This window comes from Chitinophaga tropicalis, assembly GCF_009758205.1.
Lineage (GTDB): Bacteria > Bacteroidota > Bacteroidia > Chitinophagales > Chitinophagaceae > Chitinophaga > Chitinophaga tropicalis.
Genome location: NZ_WRXN01000019.1, coordinates 72,443 through 88,501, shown reverse-complemented (window position 1 = coordinate 88,501; position 16,059 = coordinate 72,443). Strand labels below are relative to the sequence as shown.

Below are 16,059 nucleotides of genomic sequence, written 5' to 3'. Positions count from 1 at the left end.
ATGGTTTCGCCGAAGACGAAACCATTTTTTTTCCCCACTCTCAATCAAAAAGAAATTGCACTACCAGAAAATCAGTAACTTGGTAAACTGTATCTGAAATCAAGCAACATGAGGACTGCCAACTTAAACATAAATAAGCATTTTGAAGAAGTATGCTGTAACCTGCCTCCCAACGGACAATTTACTGTATACCGGTTGGAAGATATGCTCGGGCTACCACCCCTGTACAGACGCCGCGACTTCTACAAAATAACACTGATGACAGGAGATGTGAAGTTGCAGTATGCAGATCAGGGCATCCTGGTAGACCGCCCGGCTGTACTATTCTCCAACCCGCTCATCCCTTATTCCTTCGAAGCGCTCTCTGAAAATGTGAAGGGGTTTGCCTGCCTGTTTACTGACGCTTTCCTGAAGAATGGCGATCGCTCCGCATCTTTACAGGATTCACCTCTCTTCAGGATAGGTGCTTTCCCCGTTACCTTTCTCAGTGATATACAATACAATACACTCAGTGATCTTTACAACAGGATGATCGCCGAAATGGAGACGACCTATGTATACAAATTTGAGCTGATCAGGAACTATGTGAACCTCGTGATCCATGAAACCATGAAAATGGAGCCTGTCAATGATACCAGACCTCATCATAATGCCTCCAGCCGCATAGCCATGCTTTTCATGGAACTCCTGGAAAAACAGTTCCCTATAGGAGCTCCCTCCCAGGTATTACAGCTGAAAACGGCAGGTGACTTTGCCGGCAGCCTCGCCATTCACGTCAATCACCTGAACCGGGCAGTCAGGGAAGTAACCGGTAAATCTACAAGCATCCATATCACAGAACGTATTATCACAGAAGCCAGAAGCCTGCTGAAAAATACTGACTGGAGCGTAGCCGAAATAGGGTATAGCCTGGGCTTCGACTATCCTGCGTATTTCAATAATTTCTTCAAGAAACAGACAGGTGTTACACCAAGATCAGTGAGGTAATCTGAAAAGGGCCGGGCGCCGGGCCCAGCCCTTGCCGCACTGGAATCATGGGCCAACGAACATGCCAGTGAGGAAGTGAATAGGTTGACAGAAGGAAAAAAGGTAACGTTAAATTGAGTTACAGCACACTTCTCAGGCTCTCTTTCAGCTGACTGAGATACTGTGTAACCGAAGTAGCGGTGCCGGATTCCGGGTATTCAACGGCACAATTACTTTTAATATAACTTTTCACATCTGCCATTTGCCAGATAGCCCCGCCTTTTAAGTCTGCATAGTCCTTCTTGAACCTCGTCATATCTGACAGGATCTCAGCCGGGTTCCGGGCGTTATGCCTGTCGGCCGATGTACAGGTGCTGAATGAGCCCCGGCACAGGAATATAGGATAAACCGGGATACTGGTTTCCAGGTTCTTAGCCCATACACCCGGGTTATTGTTCCTGCCGCCATCGTAGCACTGAACATAAACAGCATCTATAAGACCTTTCTCCGAACCGGTTATGATCCTCTTCCAGTAATCATAGTTCCGGAAAGGGCAGAGTGTCATATGCAGGTCCAGCTGACCAAACATTTTACCCAGCTGTATGATAGATTCACTGTCGTATACTGATTCATCATCAATGCATACCGCATCAACAGCCAGTTCCTCCTTCAGCACCTTCGCTATATTATAGAGCGTACTGTTAACACCTGTCCCCGTCGCTATACCGCTAACGGTCTTCGACGGATTATACCAGTCAAGAATAAAATCATAAGTATTAGGCGGTTGATTGTACCATCTGCCTTCCAGCAGGAACTCAATACGGGTAACCGAAGTTTTACTCTTTTTCAGGGATGCCACACGTTTCAGCCATTCCCTGCTGCCCACAAACTTCCCGTCATGAATAATAGGATTGACATTATCATCGCCGGAATATACGTCACCGTTAGAGCGTATCCAGAAGCTTGATAAGATGATAGTTGTAAAACCGGACCTTTTTAAGGTATCATAGGTGGCATCATCTCCCGGGTATAAACCCCTTCCAAACATGGTCAGGTTGGTGGCCGCCGGAGAAGCCTGCCCCTGGCAGACATGAGAATATACACCTGTTGCCAGTAGGATAAACAATAAGAATAATTTCTTCATAGAGAGACCTGTAGTTTATATTATCACTTCGTTTAGAACAAGAGGCTAAACTTAATACATTTCTCTCTTTTGTATTAGTTTAATGTATTATATATGTGTAGTATTACACTAACGGCAATTATTGAGGATCGGTAAAAAAAGATAATAGTAGGTAAACATTTTCCACTTGAGCTTGTTACTCATTCTAACGTTGTCTTAACTATCCTATATTCCTCTGAAAATCTATCAGGAATAGTTGGCATATTTGCGATCAAATTTTATCAAAAACCTATTAAATCTTAAGTATGAAGAATTATCTGGCAGAATTTTTTGGGACCTTCTGGTTAGTTTTTGGCGGATGTGGTAGCGCGCTTTTTGCAGCCGGCATCCCCGAACTGGGAATAGGATATCTTGGGGTATCCCTGGCCTTTGGACTAACGGTACTGACTATGGCTTATGCGGTAGGACATATTTCCGGAGGTCATTTTAACCCCGCTGTTTCATTCGGTTTATTTGCAGGAGGCCGTTTTCCAGCTAAAGAATTATTGCCCTATATCATTTCCCAGGTACTGGGAGCCCTTGTTGCCGGTGCTGCGCTTTATTGCATAGTAAAAGGCAATAATACGCCTATGGTGATAGATAACACCCATGCCGGCGCTTTTGCTGCCAACGGCTATGGAGATCTGTCCCCTCATGGCTACACGCCTGGCGCCGCATTCCTGGCAGAGTTTTTACTCACGGCTTTCTTCCTGATCATTATATTAGGTGCAACAGACAGGTTTGCTAATGGCCAGTTTGCAGGAATTGCAATAGGGCTTGCCTTAACGCTCATTCACCTCATCTCTATTCCCATTACAAATACATCAGTAAATCCGGCCCGCTCCACATCCCAGGCAATATTTGCAGGAGGTGGCTACATACCGCAGCTCTGGCTGTTCTGGGTAGCGCCCATAGCAGGGGGGATACTGGGAGGCCTTATATATAAGACCCTGTTGCAAAAACCGGAAACCAGATAAATTAAAGGCAGGAGCTGCTTACATAAGCAGCTCCTGTATAAAGAGTAAAGTTATATGTCTATTGTACAATCAGTTTGTGAGTAGACTTAGCCCCTTTGTCACTTATAATGATCACGTTATATAACCCCGGCTGTTTGTTGCTCAGGTTAAATGGGATCTGTTGTGTACCTCCTGCAGCAGACCTGATAATACCAAGATTATCTACTACACGGCCCATGGCATCATATACTGTGATAGCTGCTTTCTCATTGCTTTTCAACGTTACTGTTATCGTAGCCTGGCCATGAGCAGGGTTAGGATAAACATTTGCAAATTTTACAGCAGCTTCTGATGTATGCTCCGGAGCAGTATAAGCAAGTCTTGCTGCGCTGCTTGCTGAACAGCTGGCGGCTGAAACACCTTTACCTTTAACTTCTATCCAGTCAATATCTGCCGTAGCAGCGGATGCTACTGATTCCAGGCGGATAGTGTTGCTGCCGGCTTTTAATGATACCGTGGCACTGCTGGTAGCAAATGTTGTGCTGTTGCTCGTTTTCGCAAATGATTGCGCACTGTTTACAGTTGCACCGTTTACGATCAGCGCCATAGTATAGGCACTACTGCTGCTGCTGTTCACATAACGCCATGTCAGGGTATAGGTACCAGCCTGGGTTGCGTTTACTTTCCACTCAACGCCCTTACCTGCAGAATTGCTCAGGTTCACAACTTTACCGTTATTAGCGCCGCTGTTGCTGCTGATAGCGCCATCATAGCTGCAAAGTCCGGTAGTAGCATCATCTTCTATTCTGATAGTAGCAGTAGATGTATCGCCGCCGCCAGTGCTTTCAGCCTTGAAGTTGGCCGTAACAGATTTATTGCCGCTCATGGTTACTGATGCTGAAGCAGAAGTGCCGGTAACAGCGCCGCTCCATCCTGTGAAAGTATATCCTGTGGCCGGTGTAGCCTTTACCGTTACTACCGTCCCGGACTCATATGTACCGGCCCCTGTCACGGTACCACCTGCAGCTGGCGACGCTGTAGTGGTGAGTGTATAAGTAACAGGTGTTGGAGGTGTAGTGCCACCGCCGCAGGTAGGGCTGGTCAGCGTGGCGCCGGCGCCCGCTGTAACCTGGCTCTTTACATTGGCAACAGGAGTGACGCTTAATGAATAAGGAGGTTTAAATGAGGTACCACTGCCTGCTGTGTTGCCGGAAGTGTTGGTGAAAATATTATCCCTCACAGTGATGGCTGTGAACTTCTTATCCATCAGATCTATAGGATTTTTAACATTCTCAAACACGTTGCTTTCCACCAGCAGGTCTGCTTCAAAGCCTGCCATTACGCATTGTGCTGCCACTGAGCTGTTAAACAGGTTGTTAACCAGGTGTACTTTACCAAAGCGTACCCTTGGCATACGTGCTTTACAACCTTCTGCCCACCAGCAGTTCTGCATTGTAACACGCAGCTTGCCCCTGTCGCCCGTAGCACCGTCGCTGGAGCCGAACAGGTTAGAGAACCTGTGGTCGTCCGAACCACCTGAACCACCTGCAATAGGAGTTTTCTTGTACGTAAATTTGCACCAGGTTACAGAAACGTAATCAGCTGCACCTTTAATATCCAGGTTGCCGTCTAAACCATCCTGGTATTCACAATGGTCTACCCAGACATTAGTACTGTTGTCTATGGTCATGTTATCCCATCCATCAGTGTCATAAGCTGCCGGTCCTTCAAATGTGAGGTTCCTGAAGATGACGTTTGAGCATCTTTTTACATAGAGGATGCCCGAGCCGTCCTTTGTTTTGTCGTTAGACACTAACCTGGAACCTGGCAACCCATAGATCGTTTTTCCTGACTGGTCCTGGAAACTGATTCGGCCGCCTGCAGGAAAGGTGATGGTGCCTGAAACATGCACCACCTTCACAGAAGAAGATGTAATGGCTGATTTGAGTGCATCATAGGTTGTAACTACAGTTGCTGTGGCTGTTCCTCCACCTGTAACCCCTCCGTTCTGGCTGGCCCAGCCGGTAAGGGTGCATTGGCTTCGGGCAGATAAATTGGTAAGGCACATAGCAGCACCAGCTACCAACGATAATAGTTGGGTTTTCTTCATAGGTGTGTTCGGTTTTATGGTTATTGGTTAAAAAATAGGATAGTACAGATCTGATCAGGTTAATACAGGTATAACAATTGTTTCACTGTGTTTTAATAATTGTTTCACTGTGGTTTTTCGTTCGCTTCGGGCGCAAATGTCTGTAACTTTTGCATAATTTAAAATTATTCACATGAGTATTTTTACGCAAACGTTTCCGGAGCCTGTAAAGCAAAAAGGCCGCATCTGGTCAGATACGGCCCTTTTCTGTTGATAATCTTTTAGTTCGGAGTGCTTATCATTATGCCATCTCCATTGTGCCTACCAGTTTTTCTATCTGCTCCAGCACTGTCTGACGCAAAGCTTTCACCAGTTCAGGAATGAAATTGCCATCAGCCGTATCCGTTAACCATGGGTTCATCGTAGTAGAGATCAGTATATTTACCGGTTCGTCATTATCAGCAGATAACCCTAACCGCACCTTATAATCATCTACAAATGGTTTCCCGTAAGAGTCAATATCAAACTGTGACTGGGTCACATACATCGGAGTAGTGGATGGATGGTCATGTTCTCCCGGAGACAGGCTGAGGGCCTGGAAAATATTCAGGTTCAGCTCATTCAGCTTGTCCACATCTTTATTCAGCACACCATTTTCCTTAAAGTTGAAAGTGTAGGTGATAATGATCTGGTCACTGCCCAGTTCCGGTAATAATGCCACCGCCTGCGGATTTGCCATGATCTCCTCATTGGTTTTCGGAACGATCTCATTTTTGATGAAATCATATTGTTCTTTCACCTTCTGAGGATCTTCACCGTTCTTCTCTGCCGGAAGACGCTGGAACGGAACAATGATAAACGGATCATCCGGCTCTGCCATAGTAATGAAAGCACTGTACAGGCGTTTACTGTTGAAGAGACATTTGCCAAGTATCTGCCCGTACCCGCTCTGGTCCAGTGGAATGACCTGGTGACTCAGGTATGTCGCAGCTGCAGCAGCACCCGGCTTGGAACCTTCCAGTCCATAAATACCCACAGTAGGATCAACACCGCCATGATATACCACCGGCGCCGTAAATGCTACCAGGTTACGCATAGCGCCGTTCTTATAACACAGACCACCGGCTGGGTATGGAATATAACCGGCTTTATGCGGATCAATAGTGATGGAGTCACATTCCTGTATATGCTCATACTGCTCAGTTACATACGCATTCATCGTAAGTGCAGGCGTATACAGCAGAACATTTTTGGACACCTGGCGCTCCGGTTTCCTGAGAATGGAAGTGAAGTAACCACCCCATGCTCCATCAGCATGTACAACGAAATTCAGCCCTTTCTGCCTGAATTCCTCCCTTACCTCCAGTATATCTTTCAGCGGATCTACTGCGCTTTCTTCCGTACTGCCTATCACAGCAACCACCATCAGTACCGGACTGCGTTTGTCAAGTGCTTTCTGCAGCTCTTCTCTCAGACGCCCAATATGTAACCGGGCATTTTCATCTACATATACCTTGATCAGGTTATTGGCGCCTATTCCTAATACTGCGGCAGATTTTGGCCAGGAATAGTGACAGGTGGAGGCTGCCATCATAGAGGGCGACTGAATACCGCTGTCAATGTATTGTTTGATACCGTCAAAACCTATATTCTGGATACTGTAGTTGTTCATTACAGCTGTCAGTACATCCGGGCTGATATCGAATTCACTCTGCAGTCTGTCCGGTAAACTGAGCACTTCATCGACAGAAAGGTTCAGCAGGTCCCAGCTATTGGCGTCTGCTATAGTAGTGATGGTCCCATTGGCCAGTTTTATTTTCATACCACTGGCTTTCTGCAGTATAGGATCATTCTCAATGGCAGCGGCCAGGCTGATAGGATAATATTTCAGGTTGCGGGCAGCCCACATCGCTTCATTGTTAGCAATAGAACCATCGCAGGTAATATGTCCCCAGGCCTTAGGCGTGGAAGTATTATCCAGGATATTATATCCAAGCATTTTACAAAGCTCGTCACCCACAATCATTTCCAGTACTGTAGTAACCGGAGACGCCTCTGCTGCCACGTTATTGGGGTTATAGAGCATTGTTCCGAAATAACCGGCCATACTGGGCAGAGTGGTGTCCCAGTTCATGTGCGATTGCCAGCGATAGCTCCAGAAAGGCACAGAACCTTTCAGCTCCTGGAGAAGTACATCCAGCTTGTCAGATAATACCTGCACCGTCTCCTTGTATTCGGGTGTCTGCTTCATTTCTTCCGTTACATATACAGGATCGTCAGGATACAGGTTCTTACGGTCATTACAGTGATTGTCCATCGCCCTCTGGATCAGTTGATGCAATAATGCCGTATTTTCTGCCTTGGGGCCAAGGAACCAGCCTGCAAGAGAATCAGAACCGGTACCCTTTACTTTCAGCTTTGCAAGGATTTCACTTTGCTGCTGTTGCAGCTTACGTGCAAAGAAGTGTTTTGAGGTTTGAGGATGTTTCATCGGTGGATTATTTTGAGTGAGAATAATGGTATCTGTGCAATGCACTATTATGCATAGAAGCCTTTCATAGCAGTTGCTTCAGCAGGCATATTGACAATTTCCGTATCAAAGAAAATATTATCTCCTACCTGCAGTTCGTATACCTCTTCCTGCCCCTGGAAGGTAACCTGGTATGTGCCGGCAGACAATGGCGGATTTGAAGGCATGGGCGTGGATGACATACCTGTAAAACCCACATTAGCAGAAATAGCGAGTTGATCCGCAGGCAACCAGTCGGGCACTTCACTCAACGCCATAATGTTAAGGAAGTCTTCCTCCATGGTCAGATAATGATCAATAAAAGCCTCTTTGGCATTCCCGAAAATGATATAGGTCATATCATCAGGGTAGGGGATAGAGTAGTCAAAATGACGCGCATAAACAACACGGGCAATAGTGGTCTGCACATTATGAATAAGCGGCTTGTCCGTATTGGGATCTGCAGGCATACCCCTGAAAATATCCGCCTGGAAATTTTTGACCTTGCCAAGCATTACATCAGGAATAGTGAAGAGGTCGGTCAGAAGATTTCCCAGTACATAAAAATTACCTGGATTCTCTTCTCTGTCCGCCAGGTATTGCGCTTTGGCATCCGGGGGAATAGTTATTTCCAGGGTTACCTGGTACATGTGATTGGGCATATTGAACATTGGCAGATGACAGATGTATAATGCCTCTGTGCCATTGAGAATAAACCCATGCTGATCCGGGGTGTTGATAATTGGATTGTTCATATTTTGAGGAATTAAGGTGTTCGGAGATACACAGCATTACATTATTGTCTGGAGGTAAATGCCGGTCGCAGATTGAGGTAGTTTTATGGTCTTTTGAGGTGTTAATGCGTATAAATACATTCCATGCCTTGCCAAGTTAAACTATATTTTGAATTCACAAAAATATTGTTTGGGAATCTCCTTTGTAAGCCGGTTATCCCCTCTCAAAAAATAGATTAACTTATATTAAGTATTCGTCCTATAATAACACGATCAGGATTAAGGCCACGGAAACGGTACAGGATTCATATAACAATCAACCACTTCAATTATTCTGATAGTAGGGTTTTCAAACTGTTGCAGCGACAATCTCAACGCTTCCAGTGATGGCGCTTCTTCCTCACATTCAATACCACCACCTATAGTAAAATAACAGGTATAAATATGCTTTTCTATTCTTTCAGCCGCCTGCTGCCGCTCTCTTTCAGCAGTTGCTTTGTCGGAATTAGCTTTAAGTATTGTTACATCACCCATTAGCACCTCCGGGTATTTTTGCAATAAGCTGGCTGTTTCCTGTAAATAAGCCTTGTTTAAGGTGATAAACTGCTCTCTGGCAGAACGGTTGGCATATATTTCAGCGCGTTGCGCAGTATATTGTTTATCTAAAGCGTTATCAGGCTCCAGCATTGACGTGTAATACCCGTTCACTGTCACCCATACAGGCGTTTCAATCGTCATTTCAAACCAGATATTTATTGTAATAAGATCATTCTTTGCCAGAAAATGAACCTCATACGCAATCTGCTGCTCTTCAAAATCCCCGAAACCATAACGCCGGAGGAACGCAAAATTTCCCTCAACAGATAACCTGATTTCGTCATAAAAGTTAGCCATACTCTTCATAGTTGAAAATTAGCAATAATCGGATAAAAAAGTATACTTAAGATAATCATCCTTTCAATAGCTTTGATAAGGCAAATAACGTTATGAAAACCTGTAGCTACAGTTGTAGTATTTACTCTCTGATCTTCTAAAAACTTCATGTATGTTGAATAGCTTTAGTGCTGTACTGGCGGCGCTCGGGATGTCTGTATCCCTGCTGGCCGGTTGCGGCAAAAACGGTAACAATGATCCTGCTCCCTCGCCAACTGGCACAGAGCGGAGGGAGGCGTCAGCCGAACTAACCAATGGCTGGGGCCATGGTGTTAATCTCCAGCCATCTTATTATAACGGTGGCAACGTCACCTTCGGATGGTCTCTGATGAAATCTTATACTAAGATCAAAACCGTCCGTATTGAAATTGAGCCCACAGTTAGCGTCACATTGGCTAAAAGCTGGATCCAGCAGGCTATCAGTAACGGCTATGCCGTTATAGCCACTTATCACAAATACACCGTCCTGGGCTCTGACGATGCTAACGAACTTACAGCCGCTGCCAACTGGTGGAAGAATAACTATGCTACCCTGGCAGGCGCCGGCGCTTTCACAATCAATCTTATGAATGAATGGGGAAGTCACAACATAACATCCAACGCTTACGCCGCCGCTTATAATAACGCCATCAGCATCGTAAGACAGGTATACAGCGGCCCTATTATCATTGATTGCGCCGGCTGGGGACAGGAAACAGCTACCGCCGCAGCAGCCGTAAAAGGGCAGGGGGGAACAAAGATCAACGATACCAATATTATTCTTTCTGTACATATCTATCCCAACGGCTGGAACCAGGGTAAAAATCGTAACCTGCAGAATGCTGACCTTGACGATCTCGCATCTGCAGGACGACCCTGTATAGTAGGGGAGTTTGGCAATAGCCCCTCCGGTAGCGTAGACTGGTCCGGCATGGTCAGCTATGCAAAGTCCAAAGGATGGACCGTATTAGGTTGGTGCTGGAACGGAGACGGCGGAACTATGAACATGGTCTCTCCTGCATGGACCACTAATCCCACAGCTTCCTCTTACAGCGCAGGTAGTTACTTTAATGTGATATACAATTTATTATAAGTAAATAGCGGGCAGTTATCTGCCCGCTGTTTATTTTAGCTCATCCGGTAACCATTGAGGCAAACCGGATACCTCTCTCCTGGCTTTATCAGAGACCGGAACAGCCCATTTATCAAAGAACACAGAAAGGTTCTTTTGCGTGGCATTACAGATCATTTTAAACCAGTAATCCCTTCTTTCCTCTTCTGTTGATGGATACCGTTCCTTTGGCAAGGCTCTGTATACACGGTGAACTTTCTCTATAGCCTGCCAGCCAAAGCCTTCTATGATCTCTATATACATACAAAGGGCAAGGAACGGATCTTCAGACCACTTTTTAAAGTCAGCCCCTTCCGCCATGTATTTTTTTATCTTGTTAATGACAGCCTCTTTACCTGGTATGTCTTCATGATTATATATACCTTTTCCCAGCACTTTGTCAAAAACATACATGGTGTAAAGATTGGTTGTCACTTCGCCTAATTCCTGGAAGTCTATTCCCCAGAATTGATGCCTGTGCCCCAACTCATGAAAATGTCCCCACGACCCATGAAGACGCATATATTCTTCATCAAGCATATAGATGCAACTTAAATCATCCGGAGCAACGATCTTTTGATATGATGTGAACATGTAACCGAAAGCCACCTGTTTATCAATAATTATTCTTTCAGGATGAGTTCTCGATGAAGGGATATTGGCCAGAGCAGCATCTGCATCCAATACCTCATCCCAGAACCGCATTAATTTTTCGGGATCTTCAAGAGTTCTTATACGCTCAGCAGGAACGGTGAGAATAACCTTATCAGTGGCCAGTTCCGCCCACGGTGCACCGAAGTTCCTTATACTGTCCCTCCAGTCATTAACATTCGTAATACCTGACTTAAAGTAAGGATATTTGACAGCGCCACCTATCTTCAGCGTCACCACCTTCAAATGGGAAGTGTCGGGCACGGAGAGATATAATATGCCTCCATAGGGAGAGTAAACTACAGTAGTATCTTTTGTTATATCGAAGCTGCTGGTAAGATCATAAGGTTCCCGCACAAAACGGTCCATATGCAGAAGATTATCATCGTGTACACCTATCCGGATCTTTAAGTTCTTATCAACATAATCATCGGCAATGGAGACAGTGACCTTTTCTCCGGCAGGTACATACAGGCCTGTACTATGTAAAGCATGGTAGGGAGATCTGGGCTCCAATAACCCCTGGGCGCCTGTTTTTACCGGTATTTCAATTGTCCTGGTTACTCTTGGTGCGGCAGGAGAGACTCCGCCCGGAAAAATTTTACTTGCCGGGGCTATATAATATGGATTGGGAGCCTTTCCCACTTTCCTGGCGAATAAGAGGCTTTGCAACTCATACTTCAAAAAAGACCTTACTCTGTCCTTATAGATGGGGCTTTCCTCGGAAGGCACAATCGGATTGTCTTCGCTGTAACCCAACGACTCTTTGATCTCATTGGTCAAAGATGTATCCGCAAAATAAACAGCAAGACTTATAGAGGAGGTAACTGCATCTTTTATTCCCTTGTTTTGATAATGAGTATCATTATCTGCCAGCTCTTTTAAAATAGTATTTATGTGTAAATAATATGGAATGCTGTCCTCCAATGCACTCGCTTTTGTATGTTCAGATGGGTTAAAAGAATGATAAACACCTGCTTTTGTAAATAGTTCATTGAGATGAAGTGAAGGACTGCTTTGAGGATCAGCGCTAAACATCTTTGCCAGAGGTGAGCCAAAGATAAGTGTACCACCCCGGCGCACAAATATTTCTATCTCCTCCATTTCAGTTGAATCAGTTATATCTTTTGTAAGTAACAGGATATTTACCGAAGGATCAGAAAGGCTCTTGCTGTCAGACACAGTTGGGAAATGCCGCTCTTTAAAGAGTTGTTGTAACGTATCAGATCCTCCCATCAACAGGATCTTTACTGCCTTTTTATTTCCCCACAGGATTGTATTGGATAGAATGTTCCTGGTATCCGGGTCCCTTAACATAGGGGCAGTAAAATATTCAGAAGACCCGAAGATAATGATCTTACCCTTGCCCAGTGAGGTCTTCACAATATTATTAAAGAGGAAAGGCTCTTCCCCCTCAGCTTTGACCGTGGTTATGATTTCCGGTCTGTGATCAAAAATATAAGTTGGGCAAATATAGCCGGGGGTATCAGGTAAAGGTATTTGATGAACGCCCTTTAGTAAGATCGCCCGGTCTTTTTGCTGTGCATTTGCATGTACACCTGTAATTAGGAATATAGTGATTAAAAGGACCGTATTACATAAACATGGATATTTTGTGTCTTTCTTTTTGTCATTCATTTCTGTAGGTTTTATAGTCGGGACTGTAAGGGAAAATAAGGAAATCTCACTGAATAATAGCGTTATTAATTGAGTAGTGTACCAGTTTAAATTCCTGGCGGGCCGCTGTCCAGATGTTCCCTCTCAAAATCTACCGCAAAAACGTATATTTATTACTCATTAACCCGGTAATCTATGCAGCTGACAAAAGCTATTTTAATCGCCTTCCTGTTATGTAAAAGCTTTACATCCTGTGCACAAAGCACATCCATCTGGAAAAATAAGAAATGTGCGGTTGCACTTACTTACGATGATGCAATCAATATTCATCTCGACAAAGTTATTCCTGCCCTGGATAGTGCAGGCCTAAAAGGTACATTCTACCTCATCGGTTCTTCAGACGCCTTCACCAAACGCATCCCCGAATGGAGAAAGGCCGCTGCCAATGGGCATGAGCTGGGAAACCACACCCTCTTTCACCCCTGTTACGGAAAACGGCCAGGCCGCGAATGGGTAAGACCAGATTATGACCTTAACATCTATACCCTGCAGCGAATGACAGACGAAGTGAAAATGAACAACGCACTACTGGAAGCTACTGACGGTAAAAAGAAGCGGACACTGGCCTGCCCCTGCGGAGATACAAAAATTGGCGATTCCTCTTATCTGTACGGCGTGAAAGATAACTTCGTTGCTATACGCGATGCCACGCCGGATGCCTATGATGTAAACGGTTTCGGCGGAGTGAACATTCAATGGGTGACCGTCATAAACAACTCCGGCGATCAGCTGATAGCTGCCGTAAAAAAAGCAATGGAAAGCAATGCACTGCTGGTCTTTGTTTTTCACGGCGTAGGAGGAGACCACGCCATTAACGTATCTGCACAGGCCCACAGGGAACTGCTGCAATTCCTGAAAAAGAATGAATCACAGGTTTGGGTGGCTCCTTTTATCGAAATAGCAGAAAATATTAAGAGAAAGTAAGGAAAGCAGCGCTCAGCAGGAACTGTTCCTGTTGAGCGCTGTTATCAGCTTAAGGCCTGTTTTAAATAATGGCCTGTATGTGAGTCTTTTACCGCAACCAGGTCTTTCGGTGTACCCTCAAAGATCACCTGCCCGCCTTTATGGCCTCCTTCCGGCCCCATATCAATGATCCAATCCGCACTTTTTATGACATCCAGGTTGTGTTCTATTACAATCACTGTATTCCCGCCATCTACCAGCCGGTCCATCAGGGAGATCAGCCTGCCGGTATCAGACATATGTAATCCCGTAGTAGGTTCATCCATCACATAAATACTGCCCTTTTTATGCAACTCACTCGCTAACTTGATACGCTGGCATTCCCCGCCGGAAAGAGTGCTTAACGGTTGTCCCAGCGTCAGGTATTCCAGCCCTACCTCCATCAATGTCTGCAGCTTCTTTGAGATATCTTTTGCGGTAAAGAACTCACTGGCTTCTTTAATGGTCATTTCCAGTACCTCAGAAATATTTTTACCATCCAGTTTATAAGTAAGTACCTCATCCTTATACCTTTTACCCTGGCATATTTCACAAGGTGTTTTCACTCCCTCCAGGAAAGCCAGGTCTGTATAAATAACACCAGACCCCTGGCAGTTTTCACAAGCTCCTTTTGAATTGAAAGAGAAGAGCGACGCGTTCACATTGTTGGCGTTGGCAAAAGCTTTTCTTAACAGGTCCATTATACCGGTATAAGTAGCCGGATTAGACCTGCTGGATGTCCCTACGGGCGACTGGTCAACCAAAACAGCCTCCGGGTAGCGGGTCAGGAAAGCATGATGTATCAGAGAGCTCTTACCCGAGCCGGCTACGCCGGTAACTACTGTCATAATACCGGTAGGAATGTTAACAGATACATCCCGCAGGTTGTTGATCTTTGCATGAGTAACAGGAAGATGCCCGGTTGCTTTCCTGTATTGTTCTTTTAACGCAAAAGCATGGTTCATATACTTACCCGTCAGCGTATCAGACTTCAGCAGCCCGGCAAGACTTCCTTCATACATGATATTACCACCCTTTGAGCCCGCCATAGGCCCTACATCCACTATATGGTCGGCAATCCTGATCACATCAGGATCATGCTCTACTACTATTACTGTATTACCTTTATCTCTTAGCTTAGTGAGCAGCGAATTAAGCCTGTAAACATCCCTGGGATGTAATCCTACACTCGGTTCGTCAAAGATATAAAGTACGTCTATCAGGCTGCTGCCCAGATGTTTTACCATCTTCACACGCTGGGATTCACCACCGGAAAGGGTATCTGTCGGCCTGTTGAGGTTCAGGTATTCCAGTCCCATATCCACCAGGTGCTGTAACCGCTCTGTAAGCGTTTCTATCATCGGTTGAGCGATCGGGTCATCTATCTCCCGTAAAAAGGGAATGAGCTCACCTACTTCCATTGCCGACAACGATGCAATGTTCTGCCCGTTTATTTTGCAGCTTAATGTCTGCTGATTCAACCGCGCGCCCTTACATAGCGGACAAGGCCCATACTGCATATAAGGGGCCACCATCTTTTGTGTACGTTCAGAAAGTGTCTTTAGGTCCCTCTTTATATATGAACGATTGAATTTTTCAATAATACCCATGTAGGTGGCATTCATCGTGCCTTCCCCCATACGCAGCTTAAACTTCCTGGGAGGACTGTATAATAACAGGTCCATCTCTTCCTCTGTATAATCACTCAGCTTCTTATCTACATCAAAATAACCTGTATTGGCATACATATCTTTTTCCCAGCTTGCAAAGCCCGGTACCTGTAACGCCCCTTCCCTTAATGACTTATCAGGATCATAAAACTTTGTTCCGTCAAATCCCAGCTTCTGTCCCAGGCCGTTACATTCCGGGCACATCCCTTGCGGGTCATTGAAAGAAAAAACATTTGAGTATCCTGCAAATGGTTTTCCTATCCTGGAGAAAAGCAGGCGGAGCACAGGGGAGATGTCTGTAATAGTACCCATGGTTGAATGAGAACCGCCCCCCAATCGTTTCTGATCAACAACAATAGCCATGCTTAGTTTATCAATAACATCCACATTGGGCTGAGGATAGCGGGGCAGAAGATTGCGGATAAACATACTGAAGTTCTCATATAACTGCCTTTGTGCTTCGGTAGCAATCGTATCAAACACAATGGATGATTTTCCTGAGCCTGATACTCCCGTAAATATGTTGATCTTCCTTTTGGGAAGACGAACATCAACATTTTTTAAATTATTCTCCCGCGCACCGCGGATCTCGATGTATTCCTGGGTCATAAGCTTATTGAATAGGTTTCCGGTTGTTGCTACAGTGGTTGTTTCAAAGATAGAAATTTCTTTCATTCCCC

11 protein-coding genes are annotated in these 16,059 nt (G+C 45.1%); 4 read left to right on the top strand and 7 right to left on the bottom strand.

Annotation, left to right across the window (positions count from 1 at the left end; genetic code table 11):
- Nucleotides 1-108 precede the first annotated feature (108 nt).
- Nucleotides 109-987 carry a helix-turn-helix domain-containing protein gene (locus GO493_RS28055; RefSeq protein WP_232539137.1) on the top strand — a complete coding sequence of 293 codons (879 nt, stop codon included), beginning with the start codon at nucleotides 109-111 and terminating at the stop codon, nucleotides 985-987.
- A 118-nt stretch (nucleotides 988-1,105) separates the two neighbouring features.
- Here GO493_RS28055 and GO493_RS28050 read toward each other — a convergent pair whose 3' ends face one another.
- Nucleotides 1,106-2,110 (bottom strand): hypothetical protein, encoded by a 1,005-nt coding sequence (locus GO493_RS28050; RefSeq protein WP_157309557.1) that lies wholly within the window; start codon nucleotides 2,108-2,110, stop codon nucleotides 1,106-1,108.
- 284 nt (nucleotides 2,111-2,394) lie between these two features.
- Between GO493_RS28050 and aqpZ the strand changes: the two genes are divergently transcribed.
- A complete protein-coding gene (gene aqpZ / locus GO493_RS28045) occupies nucleotides 2,395-3,105 on the top strand; it encodes an aquaporin Z (protein ID WP_157309556.1) in 711 nt (236 codons plus the stop codon).
- 58 nt (nucleotides 3,106-3,163) lie between these two features.
- On the opposite strand, the gene GO493_RS28040 is transcribed toward aqpZ, so the two are convergent.
- From GO493_RS28040 to GO493_RS28025, 4 genes are all read right to left on the bottom strand, one after another.
- On the bottom strand, nucleotides 3,164-5,194 hold the full coding sequence (locus GO493_RS28040) for a pectate lyase family protein (RefSeq protein WP_157309555.1): 2,031 nt from the start codon (nucleotides 5,192-5,194) through the stop codon (nucleotides 3,164-3,166).
- Between the two features lie 280 nt (nucleotides 5,195-5,474).
- Entirely contained in the window at nucleotides 5,475-7,664 is a 2,190-nt protein-coding gene (locus GO493_RS28035) for a pyridoxal phosphate-dependent decarboxylase family protein (RefSeq protein ID WP_157309554.1), read from the bottom strand.
- Between the two features lie 47 nt (nucleotides 7,665-7,711).
- Nucleotides 7,712-8,437, bottom strand: a complete 726-nt coding sequence (locus GO493_RS28030) for a hypothetical protein (protein WP_157309553.1) — start codon at nucleotides 8,435-8,437, stop codon at nucleotides 7,712-7,714.
- A gap of 258 nt (nucleotides 8,438-8,695) precedes the next feature.
- Nucleotides 8,696-9,310 carry a hypothetical protein gene (locus GO493_RS28025; RefSeq protein WP_157309552.1) on the bottom strand — a complete coding sequence of 205 codons (615 nt, stop codon included), beginning with the start codon at nucleotides 9,308-9,310 and terminating at the stop codon, nucleotides 8,696-8,698.
- 151 nt (nucleotides 9,311-9,461) lie between these two features.
- On the opposite strand from GO493_RS28025, the gene GO493_RS28020 reads away from it, so the two are divergent.
- A complete protein-coding gene (locus GO493_RS28020) occupies nucleotides 9,462-10,421 on the top strand; it encodes a glycoside hydrolase family protein (protein WP_157309551.1) in 960 nt (319 codons plus the stop codon).
- Nucleotides 10,422-10,451: 30 nt separating this feature from the next.
- Here GO493_RS28020 and GO493_RS28015 read toward each other — a convergent pair whose 3' ends face one another.
- Nucleotides 10,452-12,473 (bottom strand): M60 family metallopeptidase, encoded by a 2,022-nt coding sequence (locus GO493_RS28015; protein WP_157309550.1) that lies wholly within the window; start codon nucleotides 12,471-12,473, stop codon nucleotides 10,452-10,454.
- 429 nt (nucleotides 12,474-12,902) lie between these two features.
- Here GO493_RS28015 and GO493_RS28010 point away from each other — a divergent pair, with 429 nt between their 5' ends.
- The gene (locus GO493_RS28010) at nucleotides 12,903-13,691 is read left to right on the top strand and encodes a polysaccharide deacetylase family protein (protein ID WP_198315854.1); all 789 of its coding nucleotides are present in this window, start codon (nucleotides 12,903-12,905) and stop codon (nucleotides 13,689-13,691) included.
- A 44-nt stretch (nucleotides 13,692-13,735) separates the two neighbouring features.
- Here the strand turns inward: GO493_RS28010 and GO493_RS28005 are convergent, their stop codons facing one another.
- Nucleotides 13,736-16,054: an ATP-binding cassette domain-containing protein gene (locus tag GO493_RS28005; RefSeq protein ID WP_232539136.1), complete on the bottom strand. Its 2,319-nt coding sequence runs from the start codon at nucleotides 16,052-16,054 to the stop codon at nucleotides 13,736-13,738.
- Between the last annotated feature and the right edge of the window lie 5 nt (nucleotides 16,055-16,059).

Excerpts from the sequence above, each read along its gene's own strand:
- GO493_RS28055 (WP_232539137.1), top strand. The coding sequence starts at position 109 with ATGAGGACTGCCAACTTAAACATAAATAAGCATTTTGAAGAAGTATGC.
- GO493_RS28050 (WP_157309557.1), bottom strand. The coding sequence starts at position 2,110 with ATGAAGAAATTATTCTTATTGTTTATCCTACTGGCAACAGGTGTATAT.
- aqpZ (WP_157309556.1), top strand. The coding sequence starts at position 2,395 with ATGAAGAATTATCTGGCAGAATTTTTTGGGACCTTCTGGTTAGTTTTT.
- GO493_RS28040 (WP_157309555.1), bottom strand. The coding sequence starts at position 5,194 with ATGAAGAAAACCCAACTATTATCGTTGGTAGCTGGTGCTGCTATGTGC.
- GO493_RS28035 (WP_157309554.1), bottom strand. The coding sequence starts at position 7,664 with ATGAAACATCCTCAAACCTCAAAACACTTCTTTGCACGTAAGCTGCAA.
- GO493_RS28030 (WP_157309553.1), bottom strand. The coding sequence starts at position 8,437 with ATGAACAATCCAATTATCAACACCCCGGATCAGCATGGGTTTATTCTC.
- GO493_RS28025 (WP_157309552.1), bottom strand. The coding sequence starts at position 9,310 with ATGGCTAACTTTTATGACGAAATCAGGTTATCTGTTGAGGGAAATTTT.
- GO493_RS28020 (WP_157309551.1), top strand. The coding sequence starts at position 9,462 with ATGTTGAATAGCTTTAGTGCTGTACTGGCGGCGCTCGGGATGTCTGTA.
- GO493_RS28010 (WP_198315854.1), top strand. The coding sequence starts at position 12,903 with ATGCAGCTGACAAAAGCTATTTTAATCGCCTTCCTGTTATGTAAAAGC.
- GO493_RS28005 (WP_232539136.1), bottom strand. The coding sequence starts at position 16,054 with ATGAAAGAAATTTCTATCTTTGAAACAACCACTGTAGCAACAACCGGA.